This is a genomic window from Pseudomonas sp. GW821-FHT09E12, from assembly GCF_059416085.1.
Genome location: NZ_JBWKOM010000002.1, coordinates 149,118 through 165,492, shown reverse-complemented (window position 1 = coordinate 165,492; position 16,375 = coordinate 149,118). Strand labels below are relative to the sequence as shown.

The following is a 16,375-nucleotide window of genomic DNA, read 5'->3' as shown; positions in this document are numbered from 1 at the left end:
TATTGAATACATCACCCTCGGCATCATGCAGGCCTCCTTCCTCGCCACAGACGATTGCCATGGCCATTCCCTTTTCTCCCGAGCAACTGACCGCCGCCGCCCGCCAGTACGGCACCCCGTTGTGGTGCTACGACGCGCGGACCATCAAGGTGCGCATCCAGCAATTGAAGGCCTTCGACGTGGTGCGTTACGCGCAGAAAGCCTGCTCCAACCTGCAGGTGCTGCGCCTGATCCGCGAGGCCGGGGTGCGGGTGGACGCGGTGTCCCTGGGGGAAATCGAGCGGGCGCTGCTGGCCGGTTTCAGCCCGCAAGGCGATCCGGCTGGTATCGTCTTCACCTGCGACCTGTTCGACACCGCCACCCTGCAACGGGTGGTGGAGCTGAACATCGAGGTCAACGCCGGTTCCATCGACATGCTGCGCCAGCTTGGTGAGAAATCCCCGGGCCACCGCGTGTGGCTGCGGATCAACCCGGGCTTCGGCCACGGCCATAGCCGCAAGACCAACACCGGCGGTGAAAACAGCAAGCACGGCATCTGGCACGAGCAGGTCGGCGAAGCCCTCGCGGTGATCCGCCAGTACGGCCTGAAGCTGGTGGGCCTGCACATGCACATCGGCTCCGGCGTGGACTACGGGCACCTGGAGCAGGTCGGCGCGGCCATGGTGGCCGCGGTCAAGTCCCTGGACCACGACATCGAGGCCTTCTCCATCGGCGGCGGCCTGTCCACCCCGTACCGCGCGGGCGATGAGCCGGTGGACGTGCGGCGCTACGCCAATGCCTGGCGCCAGGCCCGCGAAGAAATCGAAGCCTGGCTCGGCCACGGCGTGCGCATGGAAATCGAACCCGGGCGTTTCCTGGTGGCCGAGGCCGGCTGCCTGGTCAGCGAAGTGCGGGTGGTGAAAGACGCCGGTAACCATCACTTCGTGCTGGCCGACACCGGCTTCAACGACTTGATGCGCCCGGCCATGTACGGCGCCTATCACGCCATGAGCCTGATCGACGCCAACGGCCAGGCGGTGCAGCGTCCACTGCGGCCCACCGTGGTCGGCGGCCCGCTGTGCGAGTCCGGCGATATCTTCACCCAGGACGACGAAAGCCTGACCCCGCAGTTGCTGCCCCAGGCCCGGGTCGGCGACCTGCTGGTAATCCACGACACCGGTGCCTATGGCGCCAGCATGTCCTCCAACTACAACAGCCGGCCGCTGCTGCCGGAGGTGCTGTTCGAGGATGGCCAGGTGAGACTGATCCGCCGGCGCCAGCCGCTGGCGGACCTGCTGGAACTGGAGATGGGGTTGTAAGGGCCTGAGACGCAACATCCCAGGTAAGCGGGGGGACGATCTGCCTGTCCCCCCTTCCAGACATCGCCCCTTGATCGACGCCGGGACTTCGTGGCCAGCCGCTGGAGTGCTGGCCACGCCAATCAAGAAACCTGCCCCGACGCCGAGTACCGCCTGGCGCTAGCCCTCGACCACCACCAGGAACTGGCTGTAGCGATCGATGCCGTCCTTGGACAGTTCAAGCCCGGTCTCGCCCATGCGCGACATCCACTTGCCGTTGTCGCCACGCAGGGAAATCTGCCCGCTGGCGGTATCGATGGCATAGGAGAACTGGCAGTACTGATCGATGCTGTCCTTGGACAGTTCAAGCCCCGTCGCCCCCATCCGCGACATGAACTTGTTGGTGTCGCCCTGCAATGCCAGCTTCTTGTCGTTGCCGATCTGGATCAGGGTGACCCTGAACTTGCAGTACTGGTCGATGGCGCCCTTGGACAGTTCAAGCCCTGTCGCGCCCATCCGCGACATGTAGTTGCCCGAGTCGCCGCGTAGCGAGATGACAGTACCGTTTTCAATCACACGTTGAGGAAGAACGATCATGTTTGGCACTCCTTGCTGATTGGGTAGGTTCCCTGGTGTAACCACAGGCGCAGCAATGCCTTGGCAACTCATGACCGTGCTCATCCCGGAGGGATATTCAACGCCTCTGGATTGCCTGCCGCAGGCGCAGTGTAGTCGAGCCTTTGCCGGCTCCCGGGGCGCCCGGGAGACAACTGGACCAGCGGTTGCCGCGGCCCCGCCGCCCTCAGATCAAAGCGCTATGCACGGCCAAACGCAGACGCCACAAGGCTATAAAAAACCGCGGAGTGCCCATGCTCCGAAGAGCCAGGAGTCGAGTGTCGGGACAGCTTCACAGCTGGGCTGTGAAGCCTGTCGGGGGGAAGGATTCAGTCTTGCTGGGGGTTCATGTACCGCGAGAAATTCTCGATGTAGTCGGTGAGGTTCTCTTCCATCATCAGGCGGAATTCCTCGACGAAATAATCCACCGCCTGCTGCTTGGCCGCCGCCAGTTCTTCGGCGTTGCGGCAACCGCAGGCGCTGACCCAGGCGGCGAAACGCGAGTTGGCGTACATCAGCGAGGCACTGGCCTTGCCGCGGCTGCTGTCGCCGATATGGGTGTTTGCCAGTTCGATGATGGCATCGGCGCGGTTGTAGAAATCCTGATCCGTTTCGTTGGCCAAGGGGCATTCCTCTTGAAAGTGGGCAGTTGAGCAATAGGCAATGAAACATGAGCCTGAAGACAGCCGGCGAGTATAAGAGCCTCGCGCCCAACCATCGACGGCTTTTGCTGCCTCGCGCCCTGCCGTATTCAGCCAGGCCAATGCCGCGCCAGCACCTGCGCCACCTGCGGGTGGCGGTCGATGCGCTCCAGCAGATCACAACACTCGGGGCGTTCGCGCCGCAGATGCTCGCGCGTGCCGCACCAGCGCGACACCACCGCCGCCTGGAAATCCAGGGCCGCCAGGGGTGAACCACTGGCGTACAGCTGCGTGGCGAACTGATCGGCGAACACCTCCCAGTTGCGGTGCAGGCGCTCATGGGCCGCGTCCCGCACCCGCGCCTTCAGCGCTTCATCGGCGCCCTGCAGCCAGCGCTCCGGGTAATCGATCACGCTGATCGCCGAGTAGCAATTGGCAGCGATAAACACCAGGCCGCGAATGGCCTGCGCCCGGGCGCCCTCATCCTCGGGCAGCAGCGCCGAGCGCGGATAACGCAAACCCAGTTCGATCAGGATCGCCGCGCTCTCGGTGAGGACACTGCCGTCCGGCAGTTGCAGGGTCGGGACCTGTTTCAGCGGATTGAGCCGCGCCAGCTCGTCGGCCCCGGGCGACGGCGCCCAGGACGAGGCTTCGACGATACGGTACGGCACCTGGCAACACTCCAGGGCGATCTCGACGATGGCCGAGCCTGAGCCTTGTGTCCCATAAAGTTGATACATGACCATCCCCTCGCTTGACTGGGCCTTACATCTGACGGGTGGCTTACGTGGGTTGTTCACTCCAGTGCCGGAAGTCCGCGAGGCGATAGGTCGGATGCTGGTGAACAGCCTCGGCCGGCACGCGCAGAACGGTCCCACGGTAGCTCAGGCGATAGGTGAAACCGCCATACATGATCTTGCGGTCGGGGTCCGGATGCACCTTGAGGAAGGCTTGGCGATCGGGATAACCGGTAGGGTCCGGAAACCGTGCCAGCTTATCGAACAGCACCACGTCCTCGGCCACCTCCTCCTCGGCCAAATCAACCAGATAACGAGAATAGGTGATATTCATCGAAGGTAACCGTGGCCCCTTGGCAAGCAACCCATCAAGCCTGCGATCCAGATGCCCGAACACCGCGCGATAAGCACTCACCAGCAGCGCCCGCCGATAAAGGCTCATCGGTTTGGGAGCCCGCATACGCTGCACCAGAGAGTGGATCAATCGGTTGAGCATCCCGAAGCACGCGATCTCCAGCCTCATGCCGCCTTTTACTTCTAAAAACTTGCCGCACGCGGAAAATCGGGTCTTGTGATGGACAAGCTTGTTGCGCACCGTGATCGCGTAATCGAAAACCATGACCTCGATATGCCTGAGCAACGGATCGGGCTGCCGATTCTGGCGCCGGAAAATACTCAGCTTGTCCCGGAACAACTTGTCGCTCGTCCCGTAGTGCTGGTCGACTATCAGGTCCAGATAGTCAAAGACCACGGGGAACATCGAGAGATGCTCATGGCTGTCCAGAGACTTGCGGACCAACGAGGGGTGATAGGTTTTTGCATCGAAATAGCTATGCGACACCCCGTCCTTGATCGTGGTTTTCTGACCGTAGACCGCCAGATCATTGGCAATATCGAACCCCTGCAACAGCTGTTCGGTAAGGCGCAGTTTCTTCTGCAAAAAGACTTCCGTGATAGTCATCAAATACTCTCGTGTTCAGTAGGTCCGGCAACGCAGACATTGCGCTCAATGGCGCGGGGTAGAACCTCGATGCGCAGCACCCCGTGAGCGCCCGTCGAACAGTCGATACGCACCGGTAAAAATGCCTCGATCACCCGGATATTGCTCTGCAGGTGCTCGCTCATGCGCGGGGTGGTGAAGCTTCCGCCGCCGGCCAGGGCCATGGGCAGCAACAGTTGATCGGCCAGGTGCTCGGCCACCGCCGCGCCGGAATCCAGCCAGTCCCGGGCCTGGTCGATGGCGCGATCGGCCACGCTTTCGGCCCGCAGGCTGCTCTGGCCAAAACCGCTGAACAGCTCGGTCAGGTGCTCGAAGACGAACTCCAGCAACAGCACGTTGCCCGGGCCGCATTGCTCATCCAGGCGCACCGGGCTCAGGTGCTCCCGAGGCAGCTCCAGGCGAGTGCCGACCCGGCGCAATTCGCGCTCCGCCACATGCTCCGGCAGGCCGGCGCTCAGGGCCCAGGCCCGACGCCCGAGCAGCTCGCCACGCTGTTCCAGGTGCAGGGGTTGCAGGGTCGAGGGCTGGATAAAGGCTTGTAGCTCGCCACCGCCGGCGGGAACGAAGCCATGGCGCAGCAGCTGCAACTCCACCTGCCCGCCCATGCGCCGCAGTTGCGGCAGCCAGGCCTGCTGGAGGAAATCCACCGGCGGTGCCAGCGGGTTGTGGGTGCCGCCGCTGATGCTCACGCGGCTGGGCTCCGGGGCTTGCAACAGGGCTGGCAGCAGGGTCTGCAACACCAGGGTGCAGCTGCCGGCGGTGCCGATGGCGAAACGGTAGTCGCCGCCGCGAATCGGCCCCGGCTCGAAGGTCAGCGCCCGGGAACCCAGCTCGGCGCCCGAAACCCTGGCCGCGCAGACCTGCGCCGCCGCCAGCACCGCGGTCAGGTGCTGGCGCAGCAACCCCGGGCGACTGCGCCGGGCCCGTATGTTGTGGATGCGCAGGGTCTTGCCGGTGAGCATCGACAGGCTCAGGGCACTGCGCAGGACCTGGCCGCCGCCAATGGCGCCGTCCAGTTCGATGACATCCTGTTTCATCACATTCCTCAGGCATAACGCCGGACGCTGTCTCGCAAGTAGGCGTCCAGCACAGCGTTGTCTTGATGGGTGCGCGCCAGCTTGGGCACCGGGCGCTCCAGTTCAGCGGCGATAAAGGCGTGCAGCGCCGGGCGCCGCGGCCCGTAAGCAGACTCGTCGGCGCTGCGCTTCAAGACCAGCAACTCATCCACCTCGTCCAGCAGTGGCCGATGGTCGACGGTGCCCAGCAGCTCGGCGAAGGTCATCGGCGGTCGGCCGCGCCCCTGATCGATCCAGCGCACCGCCAGCAACGGCCGGAGCACGTAGAAGTACTTCTTGAACCGCACGCTGTCGCCTTGCAGGTAGCCACGGAAGTTCTTCCTGGCCATCGACAGGTAATGATTACGGGCCGCCGGCGGACTGTAGAAGGCCTCCGCCAACTCTCGCAGACGCGCGGTTGCCGCCGGCTCGCTGCGATACACCAGGGGCGAATCCAGCCACTCCAGCAGGGTCGGGTTGGACTTGCGCAGCAACCCGAGGGTCTTGCGCAATTCCCAGCCGCTGATGTCCAGCTCGTCGTCCAGCGGCCGCTCGATCACGTCCCGCCCGGTGTCCACCTGGATGAACCACTCGGGCTTCTCCACATAGACGAACCGCACATCGTAATCGCTGTCGGTGGAGGCAAAACCCCAGGCACGGCTGCCCGATTCGCAGGCATACAACACCTGCACGTTACGCTCGCGCTCGATCCGCGCCAGCTCATCCAGTACCCGCTCGCGCATGGCGCTGCTCAGCGGGTAGCGTTCATTGAATTGCATGATTCCTTGTCCTGTTCAATCGACGATCGCCAGCACCTCAGCGCTGGCCTGATCGCCTTGTACATCGGTATTCACAACAGGCGCTTGAGCGATCCCCGAGGCACTTCACCGGCCTCCTCCATCGCCTGCAACCGCTGCGCCAGTGCTTCTCGCAGTGGCTTGGGGGTCACCGGGTCGAACATCGCGTAACGGGCATCGCACCAACGGGCCAGGGTCTCGCGCCAATAAGCGGCTTCGCTGCCCGCCCGATCCAGGCGACACAGCAAGTACTGCAACTGGCGCCAGCCCGGCTTGAGCCCCAGCAAGGCCCAGCGACGCGCCTTCGGCAGCGCATGCCAGTGCTGGTCCAGACGCTGTTCCAGGGCCTCCTCGAACGCCGACCAGGGCTGCTCGCGCAGCAGGCCGAGGGCGCAGTCGAAGACCTTGTCCGACGGATCGTCCAGGGCCGCCAGCTGCTGGGCCAGGCCACGTTCGCCGAGGGTCTGCAGGGCCAGCAGGCGCACGTTCAGCGCCTTCGAGGCCAGGGTCTGTTGCAGCATGGCGTCGGCCTGTGGCTCCCGCAGTTCCTTGACCAGCCCCAGCAGGCCCAGCCACTGGCGCTTGTTGCCCGGAGCCGGCTGCTGCAACCGGGCCAGCAGCACTTGCCGTGGGTCCAGCCCATGGTGTGGCGCGGCCCAATGGGCCAGGCAACGCAAGGCCCCCGAAGGGTCGAGCAGGGCCTGCGCCAGGTACCCGCGACAATCGGCCAAGCGTGACAACAGCAGCCGCAAGGCCTTGACCCGCACACTGGCGCCACAGCTGCGCATCACCGCTTCCAGCAAAGGCACCGCCTGCTCGTCGGGCAGTTCGGCGCAGGCATCCACTGCCATCTGCCGCACGCTGACCTCGGGGTGGTGCAACGCCATGGCCAGCAGCGCCGGCCGGTCCTCGACGCCCTTGAGCAACAGCTCGAAGACAAAGCGCGCAGCCTTGCCCCGGCAATCGCCAAAGGCCCCTTGCACTTCGTCGCGCACCTGGGCCAGTTGCAACACCGCGGTGGCCCGCTCCAGAGTCGCGCCGTGGTCGGCCCGCCGCTTGCTGGTAAGGGCCAGCAACGGTGCCAGGGTCTGCAACAGCAGCCCGGCGTGCTCCGGCGCCCAATACGCCTCGACGGCCGCAGCCGCCTCCTGGCGAACCTGGGGCACCCAATCGTTGAGGCGTTCCAGCAAGGCGGCCAAAGCCTCGGCCGATGGCTGCGCGGACAACCCTCGCACCGCCGCCTGCCGCACGAACCCATTGCCGAAGCGGCTCAGTTCCAGCCAGGCGCTGTGCCTGTCCAGGGTATCCATCACTTCCCGCACCCGGCGGGCTTCGTAGTCGCTCAGCTGGTAATGCCAACTGGGCGGGGCCTCTATCACTGCGTCCATGTCGTGCATTGTTCTACCCCTTGACGCACACCACCTGACGCAGGGTGTGCAGCACTTCCACCAGCTCGCGCTGAGCGTGCATGACGTGGTCGATGTCCTTGTAGGCCATCGGGATTTCATCGATCACCGCGGTGTCCTTGCGGCATTCCACATGGGCGGTGGCGCGGATCTGGTCGGCCAGGGTGAAGGTGTTCTTGGCCTTGGTGCGGCTCATGGTGCGCCCGGCACCGTGGCTGCAGGAGCAGAACGCCTCCTCGTTGCCCAGCCCGCGAACGATGAAGCTCTTGGCGCCCATCGATCCCGGGATGATCCCCAGCTCGCCCTTCTTCGCCGATACCGCGCCCTTGCGGGTCACCAGCACCTCTTCACCGAAATGACGCTCCTTCTGCACGTAGTTGTGGTGGCAGTTCACGGCCTCCAGCGCCACCTCGAAGGGCTTGCGGATCACCTGGCGGGTGGCCTGGATCACCAACTGCATCATCAGTTCACGGTTGTGCCGGGCAAAATCCTGGGCCCAAGCCACGGCCTCGACGTAATCGTCGAAGTGCTGGCTGCCTTCCTCGAAGTAGGCCAGGTCGCGGTCCGGCAGATTGGCGATGTGCTGGCGCATGTCCGCCTGGGCCAGGTGGATGAACAGGTTGCCGATGGCGTTGCCCACGCCACGGGAACCGCTGTGGAGCATGAACCAGACCCGGTTGGCCTCATCCAGGCAGACCTCGATGAAGTGGTTGCCGCCGCCGAGGGTGCCCAGGTGCTGGCGGTTGTTGCTGTTGGCCAGCGCCGGGTACTTGTCGGTGATCGCCTTGAAGCGTGGCTGCAAGGCCGCCCAGGCGTGGTCGGCCTGGCGCGGCACGTCGCCCCAGGCGCCCTTGTCGCGGCCGCTGCGCGGCGAGGTGCGGCCATGGGGCACCGCCTGTTCGATGGCGCTGCGCAAACCGTGCAGGTTATCCGGCAGGTCGGCTGCGGTCAGCGAAGTGCGGGCGGCGATCATGCCGCAACCGATATCCACCCCGACTGCCGCCGGGATGATCGCGCCCAGGGTGGGGATCACGCTGCCGATGGTCGAGCCCTTGCCCAGGTGCACATCCGGCATCACCGCCAGGTGCTTGAAGATGAACGGCATCTTCGCGGTGTTCATCAGTTGCTGGCGGGCTTCGTTTTCCACGGGCACGCCCTCGGTCCACATCTTGATCGGCTTGCCGTTGGCGACTTCCAGCAGTTGGTAGGTCTTGTGTTCCATGTTCCTGACTCTTTTTTCTGTGGCTGAAAATCCAGCCTTGTTCGGTGGCCGGTGGTCCGGCATAAAACGGCGACCCGTGAAGGCGGAACATGCAGCGCGCTCTGCCACTGAGCTAGCCCCTTGCGGTTGGCGGGAATCGAACCCGCGACCACGCTGTCCTGTAGTTCCACCGGCATTCGCCGGGTCAATCGGTGCAGGCCAGGCCTGCGGACAGCGACAAGAGAACAGGCACATGCGCTCTACCGACTGAGCTACAGCCTTGCGGCTGGCGGGATTCGAACCCGCGACACGATGTAGTACCTGTGGCATTCGCTGCCATCCCGCTCGGGCGGGAGAAAAAACTGCGACGACAAGGGTCGATGAAACCGTGCACTCGTGTTCTGACCTTTGAACTACGGCGCCTTTTCAGGCACCGGCGGGACTCGAACCCGCATCACGAATCTGGGATGTAGTTCCATCAGCATTCGTCGCTGAAATCGCAAAACAAAAAAAGGTGGCACGACAAAAGGAGTGACTGATCGCCGGAATCGAACCGGCATAACCAGGATGTACAGCCACTGGCATTCGTGCCTTCACAGGCCCTGACAAGATTTGCTGAGACGTCTTTGGATGTAGTCACAGCGGCATTCGGGGCCTATGAACAAAAATTCTTCGGCGTGCGCCGGGTGAGCGGCGCACGGTTTATCTCATGCCTTGCCGATCAGGGCGCCATCGCCTCGATCGCCTCGACCCAGTGCTGCGCACCGTAGTTGCCTGCGGTGAACTGCTGGATCACATCGAACACCGCGTCACTGAAACCGCCGACGTTGAGGATGTCCTCGCGGTCCGGCGCCTGGGTGGTGGCCCCGGGTTGCATATCGATGCACACCAGCCGCGCCTGCGGGTTGATGGCCTTGATCCGCTCCCACTGGCGCAGGGTCTCGGTCGCCCCATGGCGCCGCGCATCGATCCACGACTCGTTGTCCGAGACCAGGATCAGGGTGTCCACCTTGCACTTGGCGTTGGCCAGTTGTGCCAGGGGCGCCGAGCAGTTGGTCCCGCCACCGCCGATGGCCGCCAGTTTCTGCGCATTGCTCATCACGCTGTCCCGCGGGTTGAGGCGGATATCCACCACCCCGACCTCGAACGGCATGACCCGCGCCGCCGGCTGCTTGCGCAACACCGCTGCCGCCACCAGGGCCGCCACATCGATGCAACGCACCGCCGTGGTGGCGCCCTGGCGATAACCGGTGACCGGGCTGTGCATCGACCCCGAGACATCCGGGCACACCACCACCGCGCCTTGCAGCGCCGGCACGTTGGCCAGCGACAGTTCCAGGGCATCCTGCAACGCCTCGCGCACCGGCTGCGGCACCTCGTCTCCGGCCATACGGTAGGCCGCCAGCAACTGGTACGGGTAGACCCGGGCCTTGGCCACTTCGGCGGCATCCGCCAGCCGCGCCGCCACATACTCGGTGCAACCCGGCACCTGGAACGCACCGTGGCGGGCCAGGGTATTGAGGTTCATGCGCAGCCCCTGCCAGCCCATATTGTGCGCCTGTTCGGCCCATTGCTCGCGGCTCAGGGTTTCATTGCCGAGCAACTGGAACGGCACCTGCGGCACCGCCGTGGTCGCACCGCTGCGAAAGGCCAGCAAGGCGCGGGTCAGCTCAGGCAACGCCTGCGCATCCACCGGCTTGCCGATCAACCAGGCGAAGAAGGCTGCGCGCCAGGCCTCGCCTGGCTTGGGGTGAACCATCTTGACCACGTCCGCCAGCGACGGCTGGTTGCCCACCGCAGCCTGCAACAGCTGACGCTCGGTGGCGCTGTTCAACCAGTTCTGCACCAGGCGCTTGGGCTGCGACCCCAGGGATTTACGCCCGGTCGCCCCGCTGCGCAGGATCTGCACGAAGTTGCGCAGCATCTTGCCGTTGTCCACCACCTGGGCGAACAGCTCCGGCACCAGGGCCGAGCGTTGCGCGGTCAACGCCGCCAGCAGCAAGGCCGGCATGTCTTTCATATGACCCTGTTGCCGAGCGTAACGCGCGGCCTGGGCGACGAAACGGCTGTCGACTTCGTTCACCAGTTGCAGCACCGCTTCCAGCTGACCTTCGGGCGAGGTGTAGAAGGTCGAGTTCAAGCAACCGGTCACCGCCAGTTGGGCCAGGCGATGCTTGGCGTTGTAGGCATAGGCCGGGGCCTGGGCGGCGTTCAGGGTGTTGCTCGCTGGCGCTTTGGCCTGTTGGGTGTTGAACAGCTGGAAGTTGGCCATCTTGGCGTCTCGCTCTGTTGTCTTGTTCGTTGCCAGAGAGATTGCAGCCGCTGTGCCAGTTTTATTTTTTTCCGCGAATTATTTTTTAAATGATTGATTTATAACGATTTTATTTTTAGATGATTTTTCCTTGGCGAGTCTGCGAGACAAAGCTTCTGATAATTTTATATCTTTGTTTATCGTTTTTTATCTTCAGGTATAAACATGTCGGGCAAGCCCACGGTCGCCATAGGTTTTGTCGGTTCCACCCTCGATCGCGTCGGCAAGGGCGCCAACCGCTGGAACCATTGGCGCCCCAGTGTCGGCCTGTGCCAGCAGCAGGACGTGCTGATCCACCGCCTGGAGCTGATCCACGGCATTGACGCCCGGGACGTCAGCCTGGCCGAGCGGGTGGCCAACGACATTCGCCAGGTATCGCCGCAGACCGAGGTGCGCCTGCACCCCATGGGCCTGAAGAACCCCTGGGATTTCGAAGAGGTGTACGGCGCCCTGCACGACTTCACCAGCGCCTACCCCTTCGACACCGAGCGCGAGGACTACCTGGTGCACATCACCACCGGAACCCACGTGGCACAGATCTGCTGGTTCCTGCTGACCGAGGCGCGCTACCTGCCGGCGCGGCTGATCCAGACCTCACCGGCGCGGCGCCGCGACCCGGAGCAGCACGCCACCGGCACCCACGCCCTGATCGACCTCGACCTGTCGCGCTACGACCGCATCGCCTCGCGCTTCGCCGGCAAACGCCTGGAGGGCCTGGCCTTCCTCAAGTCCGGGATCGCCACCCGCAACGCCGCGTTCAACCGTTCCATCGAACAGATCGAGCGGGTGGCCCTGCGCTCCAGGGCACCGATGCTGCTGATCGGCCCCACCGGGGCCGGCAAGTCGTTCCTGGCCCGGCGCATCTATGAACTCAAGCGCGGCCGGCATCAGGTCCAGGGGCGTTTTGTCGAGGTCAACTGCGCCACCCTGCGCGGCGACGGCGCCATGTCGGCGTTGTTCGGGCATATCAAGGGCGCCTTCACCGGCGCCCAGAACGCCCGCGACGGCCTGCTGCGGGCAGCGGACGGCGGCATGCTGTTTCTCGACGAGATTGGCGAGTTGGGGCTCGATGAACAGGCGATGCTGCTCAAGGCCATCGAGGAGAAACGCTTCTTCCCCATGGGCTCGGACAAGGAAGTGGACAGCGACTTCCTGATCATCGCCGGCACCCACCGCGACCTGCGCGGCCGAGTCGCCCAGGGCCTGTTCCGCGAGGACCTGTATGCGCGGATCAACCTCTGGACCTTCAACCTGCCGGGGCTGGCCGGGCGGCGCGAGGACATCGAGCCAAACATCGATTTCGAACTGGAACGCCACGCCCGCGAGCAAGGGCGCCTGGTGCGCTTCAACCTCGAGGCACGGCGGCGCTACCTGGCGTTTGCCAGTTCCAGCGAGGCGGCGTGGCTGGGCAACTTCCGCGAGCTGTCGGCGTCCATTACCCGCATGGCCACCCTGGCCGACAGCGGGCGTATCGACGAAGCCCAGGCCGAGGAAGAAATCGAGCGGCTACGGTATGCCTGGGGCTTGAGCCAGGAGCAGGATCCGCTGGCCACCCTGCTGGGCGACACGGCCGAACTCGACCTGTTCGACCGCCTGCAACTGCAGGCGGTGATCGAAGTCTGCCGCCAGGCCGACAGCCTGTCCGATGCCGGGCGCAAGCTGTTTGGCGTGTCCCGCCAGACCAAGGCCCAGCCCAATGACGCCGACCGCCTGCGCAAGTACCTGGCGCGCTTCGGCCTGGAGTGGAAGCAGATAGTGGCGCCCGCGGATTAAGGAGAACTGCCTGCGGCAGCGGCTACACAAAGCTGTCGCTGGCGATACGTCCACTCTCAACCGCCGGGCACCGCGAACACCGCGTTGGCCCTGGCCACCACCCGCTCGCCGACCTGCAGGGTGACGGTGGCAAAGGCCATCTGCCGGCCGCGCTTGGAATGTTCCAGGCGCACGTCGATCCACTCGCCGACCTGCACCGCGCCGAGGTAGTCCAGGTGCATGCTGGCGGTGATCAGCGGCAGCGGCGGGTCGCTGGCGAAGGCCATGGCGTAGCCCATGCCGATATCGGCCAGGGTGGCGAGGATGCCGCCGTGCACGGTGCCACGACCGTTGGCGTGACGGCGGTCGGCGCGCAGGCCGATCTCCAGCTGCAGGCCGCTGCCACGGCAATACACCGGTCCGATCAGCTCCAGCAGCGGGCTGCTGCGGGACAAGGGGGCATAACCTTCGGGTAACTCGAGCGAGCTCATGACGGGTCTCCGTTGCCGATGGCGATGACCGAGGCACGGGTCATCGGTCCCCGAGGTGTACCCCGAAGCGGTGCCCGCGCCCAGCCGAATCCATCCGGCAAATCCCTGGCGATAAGTCGCGGCGACACGACATCCGCCCCTCCCCGGGCAATCGACGATAAGATACGCAGCCGTCCCGCCTGCCCCGGGCACGATCATTTATTTCAAGGAGCGACCATGCACCCTCAGGACGACACCCCCACCCCGCTGCGCAGCCTCGCCGTGGTGCTGCTCAGCACCCTGCTGGCCGCCTGTTCCCCCAGCGATCGTTCGTCCTCGGTGGCGGTCGGCGGCGCCCAGGGCAAGGCCGGCGCGCAACTGGCCTATGAACATGAACTGAGCCTGTCGCTGCCCTCGGCGCAGATCGCGCCGCGCCTGGCCGCCACCCGCGAAGCCTGCGAAAACGCCACGTTCGGCGCCTGCAATATCCTGCGCCTGCAACAAGGCCAGTACCGCGCCCAGGTGATCCTGCGTATCGTGCCCGACGGCGTCGAACCGATAGTCGCGCTGGCCGCCCAGGGCGCCGAGATCGGTGAACGCATCACCAGCGCCGAAGACCTGGCCGACGCCGTGGCCGACGTGCAGCGCCAGCAGGAACGGCTCAAGGCCCAGCAGCAACGCCTCGACCAGTTGGCAGCGCGCAAGGACATCACCGTCAGCGACCTGATCGCCCTGAGCAAGGAACAGGCGAGCATCGAGAACGACCTGCAGGCCCTGGCCCAGGTCGCCGCCGGGCACCAGCGCCGGCTCGACACCAACCGCCTGACCCTGAACTTTGTGCCCACCGACAGCAGCCAGCGCGGCTCGAAACTGCAACAGGCCTTCGACAACCTGCTGGACAACCTCGCCTACGGCACCGCCGAAGCCCTGGAGAAAGGCAGCTATGTGCTGCCGTTCCTGATCCTGGCCTTCCCGCTGGTGATGATCTGGGTCTGGCTGTGGCGCCGGTTCGTGCGCCGTCGTTGAGTCGATGGAGCGCAACCCGATAAAAAGCCCGGCCTGATGTGCCGGGCTTTTTTATGTTGGCGTTTGGCAACGGCGGGGCCTGGGATTTTTATCGCGAGCAAGCTCGCTCCTACAGGTAACGCGCAAGGCATGAGACATGGGTGCTGGAGGATGCCGCCCTCTCTGTAGGAGCGAGCTTGCTCGCGATCCGCACCGCGGCCTGCCCCCCGAACTTAATGCGAGGCTCTATTCCAGGCCTTCCCGCAGCTATCATTGGCGTCGATGGTCACCATCGACCCAATGAAATTCTCAAAAAAAATCCGCCACGTAACATCTGCTCCATACCAACCAAACAACACCCCGGAGCACACCACCATGAAACGCCAAATTCTTCTCAGCATCGCTTTCTCGGTTCTTGCAGCAAACGCTTTTGCCGCGTCCTCGGCCTACCCGGTGGTCGCCGAAGGCGGCTCGGATCGCCTGATTGAAAAACGTCTCGCCGAAGGTGGCGCCGATCGCTTGATCGAACGCCGTGTAGCCGAAGGTGGTTCCGATCGCTTGATCGAACGCCGTGTTGCGGAAGGTGGTTCTGATCGCTTGATCGAGCGCCGTGTTGCCGAAGGTGGTTCCGATCGCTTGATCGAACGCCGCGTTGCCGAAGGTGGCTCCGATCGTCTGATCGAGCGCCGTGTCGCTGAAGGTGGTGCTGATCGTCTGATCGAGCGTCGCGTCGCTGAAGGTGGTGCAGATCGTCTGATCGAACGTCGTGTAGCTGAAGGTGGTTCCGACCGTCTGATCGAGCGTCGCGCCGTATGATTGCGCGGTCCGCAGTACTCGAAAAAAAGCCCGGCCTTATCAGCCGGGCTTTTTTCATTTCAGGGCGTCGGGATTCCCCGATCGATCGCTATCACCCTCACCTCGCCATGCACCGCTGATACCGCTCGTCCACCCGTTTGGCGAACCAGGCGGTGGTCAGTTTGCGGGTGATCTTCGGGCTCTTCAGCTGGATACCCGGCAGGATCTGCCGCGGCAAAGCCTTGCCCTGGGCCTGATCGGCCAAGGCGAATACCCGCTTGTACAGCGTGGTGTCCTCAAACTCGAGGCTGTTGCCCTTCTCCAGCTGGTTGCGAATGGTCGGGTTGCGCATGTCCAGGGATTTGCCCAGGGCGCGCGCCGCCAGCTCGGTGCTGCCGGGCATGATCGAGTCGTAGCGGATCAGGTCGCCGTCCAGCGCCAGGGAAATCCCCGAGGCCACGCTCAGGGCGTTCTGGAACGCGGCATTGCGGCTGGCGTACCAGCCGGCGTTGAAGTCGGCGAAGCGGTACAGCGGCTGCGGGTAATTCACCGGGTAACCGAGCAAGTGGGCGATGCCGAAATACATGCCGCCACGCCGGCTGAACACCTCGCGGCGGATCGAGCCGTCCACGCTGTAGGGGTAATTGCGCGCCTGCTGCTCGGCGAAGTCGATGCTGACCTGCATCGGCCCGCCGGTGTTCACCGGGTTGAAACCGCCGAACAGGGTCTTGCCCATGGGCACGCTGCCGATGAAGTCGTCGAAGATCGTGCTCAGTTCCTTCTCCGTGCGCGCCCCGGCCAGGCGCTCGCTGTAGGACTTGCCGTTCGGCGAACGCACCTGTAACGCCGCACTGACCAGCATCGACGGCACATGCACCTTGGCCGCGCGGCGGTCGATTTCGCTGCGGGCGATCTTGCCCAGCCCCGGCACCGGCGGGTCAACCTGATAGGTCGACTCCTGCTCGGCCACCGCCAATACCGCGCAGAGGTTGCTCTTGCTCGGCTCGATGCCCTGGGCGGTAAAGGCCACCTGGATATCCCGGGCCCAGCCCTGACGATCGGCGACCTTGGCCGGCAACAGGCGCGCCACCTGAGCCTGGACCTGGGCCGGGCTGGGCGCCGGCGCCTTTGAACCGAACTGGCCGGCACAGCCGGCCAGGGCCAGCGAGGCCGCGACAGCGGCCCAGCGAAGTGAATGCAGAGGTTTTATAGACATGGCTTCCCAGTAATTCCGAAGGTGGCCCGCGCTTGAGGTGCATGCGTCGCCGCGGATATCGACCCTCAAGGCGCCGCGCTGTTCCGTGCCAGCGACA

At 64.6% G+C, this 16,375-nt stretch carries 15 protein-coding genes and 1 tRNA gene; 4 read left to right on the top strand and 12 right to left on the bottom strand.

The window, feature by feature from the left end; translation table 11 throughout:
* The first annotated feature begins 59 nt into the window (after positions 1-59).
* A complete protein-coding gene (lysA, locus tag AC07PQ_RS05835) occupies positions 60-1,298 on the top strand; it encodes a diaminopimelate decarboxylase (protein ID WP_007932666.1) in 1,239 nt (412 codons plus the stop codon).
* Positions 1,299-1,457: 159 nt separating this feature from the next.
* On the opposite strand, the gene AC07PQ_RS05830 is transcribed toward lysA, so the two are convergent.
* From AC07PQ_RS05830 to AC07PQ_RS05785, 10 genes are all read right to left on the bottom strand, one after another.
* Positions 1,458-1,874 carry a fascin domain-containing protein gene (locus AC07PQ_RS05830; RefSeq protein WP_007932660.1) on the bottom strand — a complete coding sequence of 139 codons (417 nt, stop codon included), beginning with the start codon at positions 1,872-1,874 and terminating at the stop codon, positions 1,458-1,460.
* Positions 1,875-2,221: 347 nt separating this feature from the next.
* Positions 2,222-2,515: a DUF3144 domain-containing protein gene (locus AC07PQ_RS05825; protein WP_007932658.1), complete on the bottom strand. Its 294-nt coding sequence runs from the start codon at positions 2,513-2,515 to the stop codon at positions 2,222-2,224.
* Between the two features lie 128 nt (positions 2,516-2,643).
* On the bottom strand, positions 2,644-3,273 hold the full coding sequence (locus AC07PQ_RS05820; protein ID WP_007932656.1) for a glutathione S-transferase family protein: 630 nt from the start codon (positions 3,271-3,273) through the stop codon (positions 2,644-2,646).
* A gap of 43 nt (positions 3,274-3,316) precedes the next feature.
* A complete protein-coding gene (locus AC07PQ_RS05815; protein ID WP_493185149.1) occupies positions 3,317-4,231 on the bottom strand; it encodes a hypothetical protein in 915 nt (304 codons plus the stop codon).
* A complete protein-coding gene (gene rtcA / locus AC07PQ_RS05810) occupies positions 4,231-5,307 on the bottom strand; it encodes an RNA 3'-terminal phosphate cyclase (RefSeq protein WP_493185150.1) in 1,077 nt (358 codons plus the stop codon). Before rtcA ends, AC07PQ_RS05815 begins: the two co-directional genes overlap by 1 nt.
* A gap of 8 nt (positions 5,308-5,315) precedes the next feature.
* Positions 5,316-6,104: a nucleotidyltransferase domain-containing protein gene (locus tag AC07PQ_RS05805; protein WP_493185151.1), complete on the bottom strand. Its 789-nt coding sequence runs from the start codon at positions 6,102-6,104 to the stop codon at positions 5,316-5,318.
* A gap of 71 nt (positions 6,105-6,175) precedes the next feature.
* Positions 6,176-7,519 carry a HEAT repeat domain-containing protein gene (locus AC07PQ_RS05800; protein WP_493185152.1) on the bottom strand — a complete coding sequence of 448 codons (1,344 nt, stop codon included), beginning with the start codon at positions 7,517-7,519 and terminating at the stop codon, positions 6,176-6,178.
* 4 nt (positions 7,520-7,523) lie between these two features.
* Positions 7,524-8,750, bottom strand: coding sequence for an RtcB family protein (locus AC07PQ_RS05795; protein ID WP_493185153.1), 1,227 nt, complete (start codon positions 8,748-8,750; stop codon positions 7,524-7,526).
* 124 nt (positions 8,751-8,874) lie between these two features.
* Positions 8,875-9,011, bottom strand: a tRNA-OTHER gene (locus AC07PQ_RS05790).
* A 439-nt stretch (positions 9,012-9,450) separates the two neighbouring features.
* The gene (locus AC07PQ_RS05785) at positions 9,451-11,001 is read right to left on the bottom strand and encodes an RNA-binding protein (protein ID WP_123574082.1); all 1,551 of its coding nucleotides are present in this window, start codon (positions 10,999-11,001) and stop codon (positions 9,451-9,453) included.
* 204 nt (positions 11,002-11,205) lie between these two features.
* On the opposite strand from AC07PQ_RS05785, the gene rtcR reads away from it, so the two are divergent.
* Positions 11,206-12,813: an RNA repair transcriptional activator RtcR gene (rtcR, locus tag AC07PQ_RS05780; RefSeq protein WP_493185154.1), complete on the top strand. Its 1,608-nt coding sequence runs from the start codon at positions 11,206-11,208 to the stop codon at positions 12,811-12,813.
* Positions 12,814-12,869: 56 nt separating this feature from the next.
* Here the strand turns inward: rtcR and AC07PQ_RS05775 are convergent, their stop codons facing one another.
* Positions 12,870-13,283, bottom strand: a complete 414-nt coding sequence (locus AC07PQ_RS05775) for a PaaI family thioesterase (protein WP_007932643.1) — start codon at positions 13,281-13,283, stop codon at positions 12,870-12,872.
* 216 nt (positions 13,284-13,499) lie between these two features.
* On the opposite strand from AC07PQ_RS05775, the gene AC07PQ_RS05770 reads away from it, so the two are divergent.
* Entirely contained in the window at positions 13,500-14,288 is a 789-nt protein-coding gene (locus AC07PQ_RS05770) for a DUF4349 domain-containing protein (protein ID WP_493185155.1), read from the top strand.
* Positions 14,289-14,642: 354 nt separating this feature from the next.
* Positions 14,643-15,083 (top strand): phage infection protein, encoded by a 441-nt coding sequence (locus AC07PQ_RS05765; RefSeq protein WP_493185156.1) that lies wholly within the window; start codon positions 14,643-14,645, stop codon positions 15,081-15,083.
* A 97-nt stretch (positions 15,084-15,180) separates the two neighbouring features.
* On the opposite strand, the gene AC07PQ_RS05760 is transcribed toward AC07PQ_RS05765, so the two are convergent.
* On the bottom strand, positions 15,181-16,278 hold the full coding sequence (locus AC07PQ_RS05760; protein ID WP_493185157.1) for a DUF1615 domain-containing protein: 1,098 nt from the start codon (positions 16,276-16,278) through the stop codon (positions 15,181-15,183).
* Positions 16,279-16,375 lie beyond the last annotated feature (97 nt).

Excerpts from the sequence above, each read along its gene's own strand:
- AC07PQ_RS05785 (WP_123574082.1), bottom strand. The coding sequence starts at position 11,001 with ATGGCCAACTTCCAGCTGTTCAACACCCAACAGGCCAAAGCGCCAGCG.
- lysA (WP_007932666.1), top strand. The coding sequence starts at position 60 with ATGGCCATTCCCTTTTCTCCCGAGCAACTGACCGCCGCCGCCCGCCAG.
- AC07PQ_RS05800 (WP_493185152.1), bottom strand. The coding sequence starts at position 7,519 with ATGCACGACATGGACGCAGTGATAGAGGCCCCGCCCAGTTGGCATTAC.
- rtcR (WP_493185154.1), top strand. The coding sequence starts at position 11,206 with ATGTCGGGCAAGCCCACGGTCGCCATAGGTTTTGTCGGTTCCACCCTC.
- AC07PQ_RS05820 (WP_007932656.1), bottom strand. The coding sequence starts at position 3,273 with ATGTATCAACTTTATGGGACACAAGGCTCAGGCTCGGCCATCGTCGAG.
- AC07PQ_RS05765 (WP_493185156.1), top strand. The coding sequence starts at position 14,643 with ATGAAACGCCAAATTCTTCTCAGCATCGCTTTCTCGGTTCTTGCAGCA.
- AC07PQ_RS05830 (WP_007932660.1), bottom strand. The coding sequence starts at position 1,874 with ATGATCGTTCTTCCTCAACGTGTGATTGAAAACGGTACTGTCATCTCG.
- AC07PQ_RS05795 (WP_493185153.1), bottom strand. The coding sequence starts at position 8,750 with ATGGAACACAAGACCTACCAACTGCTGGAAGTCGCCAACGGCAAGCCG.
- rtcA (WP_493185150.1), bottom strand. The coding sequence starts at position 5,307 with ATGAAACAGGATGTCATCGAACTGGACGGCGCCATTGGCGGCGGCCAG.
- AC07PQ_RS05805 (WP_493185151.1), bottom strand. The coding sequence starts at position 6,104 with ATGCAATTCAATGAACGCTACCCGCTGAGCAGCGCCATGCGCGAGCGG.
- AC07PQ_RS05815 (WP_493185149.1), bottom strand. The coding sequence starts at position 4,231 with ATGACTATCACGGAAGTCTTTTTGCAGAAGAAACTGCGCCTTACCGAA.
- AC07PQ_RS05775 (WP_007932643.1), bottom strand. The coding sequence starts at position 13,283 with ATGAGCTCGCTCGAGTTACCCGAAGGTTATGCCCCCTTGTCCCGCAGC.
- AC07PQ_RS05770 (WP_493185155.1), top strand. The coding sequence starts at position 13,500 with ATGCACCCTCAGGACGACACCCCCACCCCGCTGCGCAGCCTCGCCGTG.
- AC07PQ_RS05760 (WP_493185157.1), bottom strand. The coding sequence starts at position 16,278 with ATGTCTATAAAACCTCTGCATTCACTTCGCTGGGCCGCTGTCGCGGCC.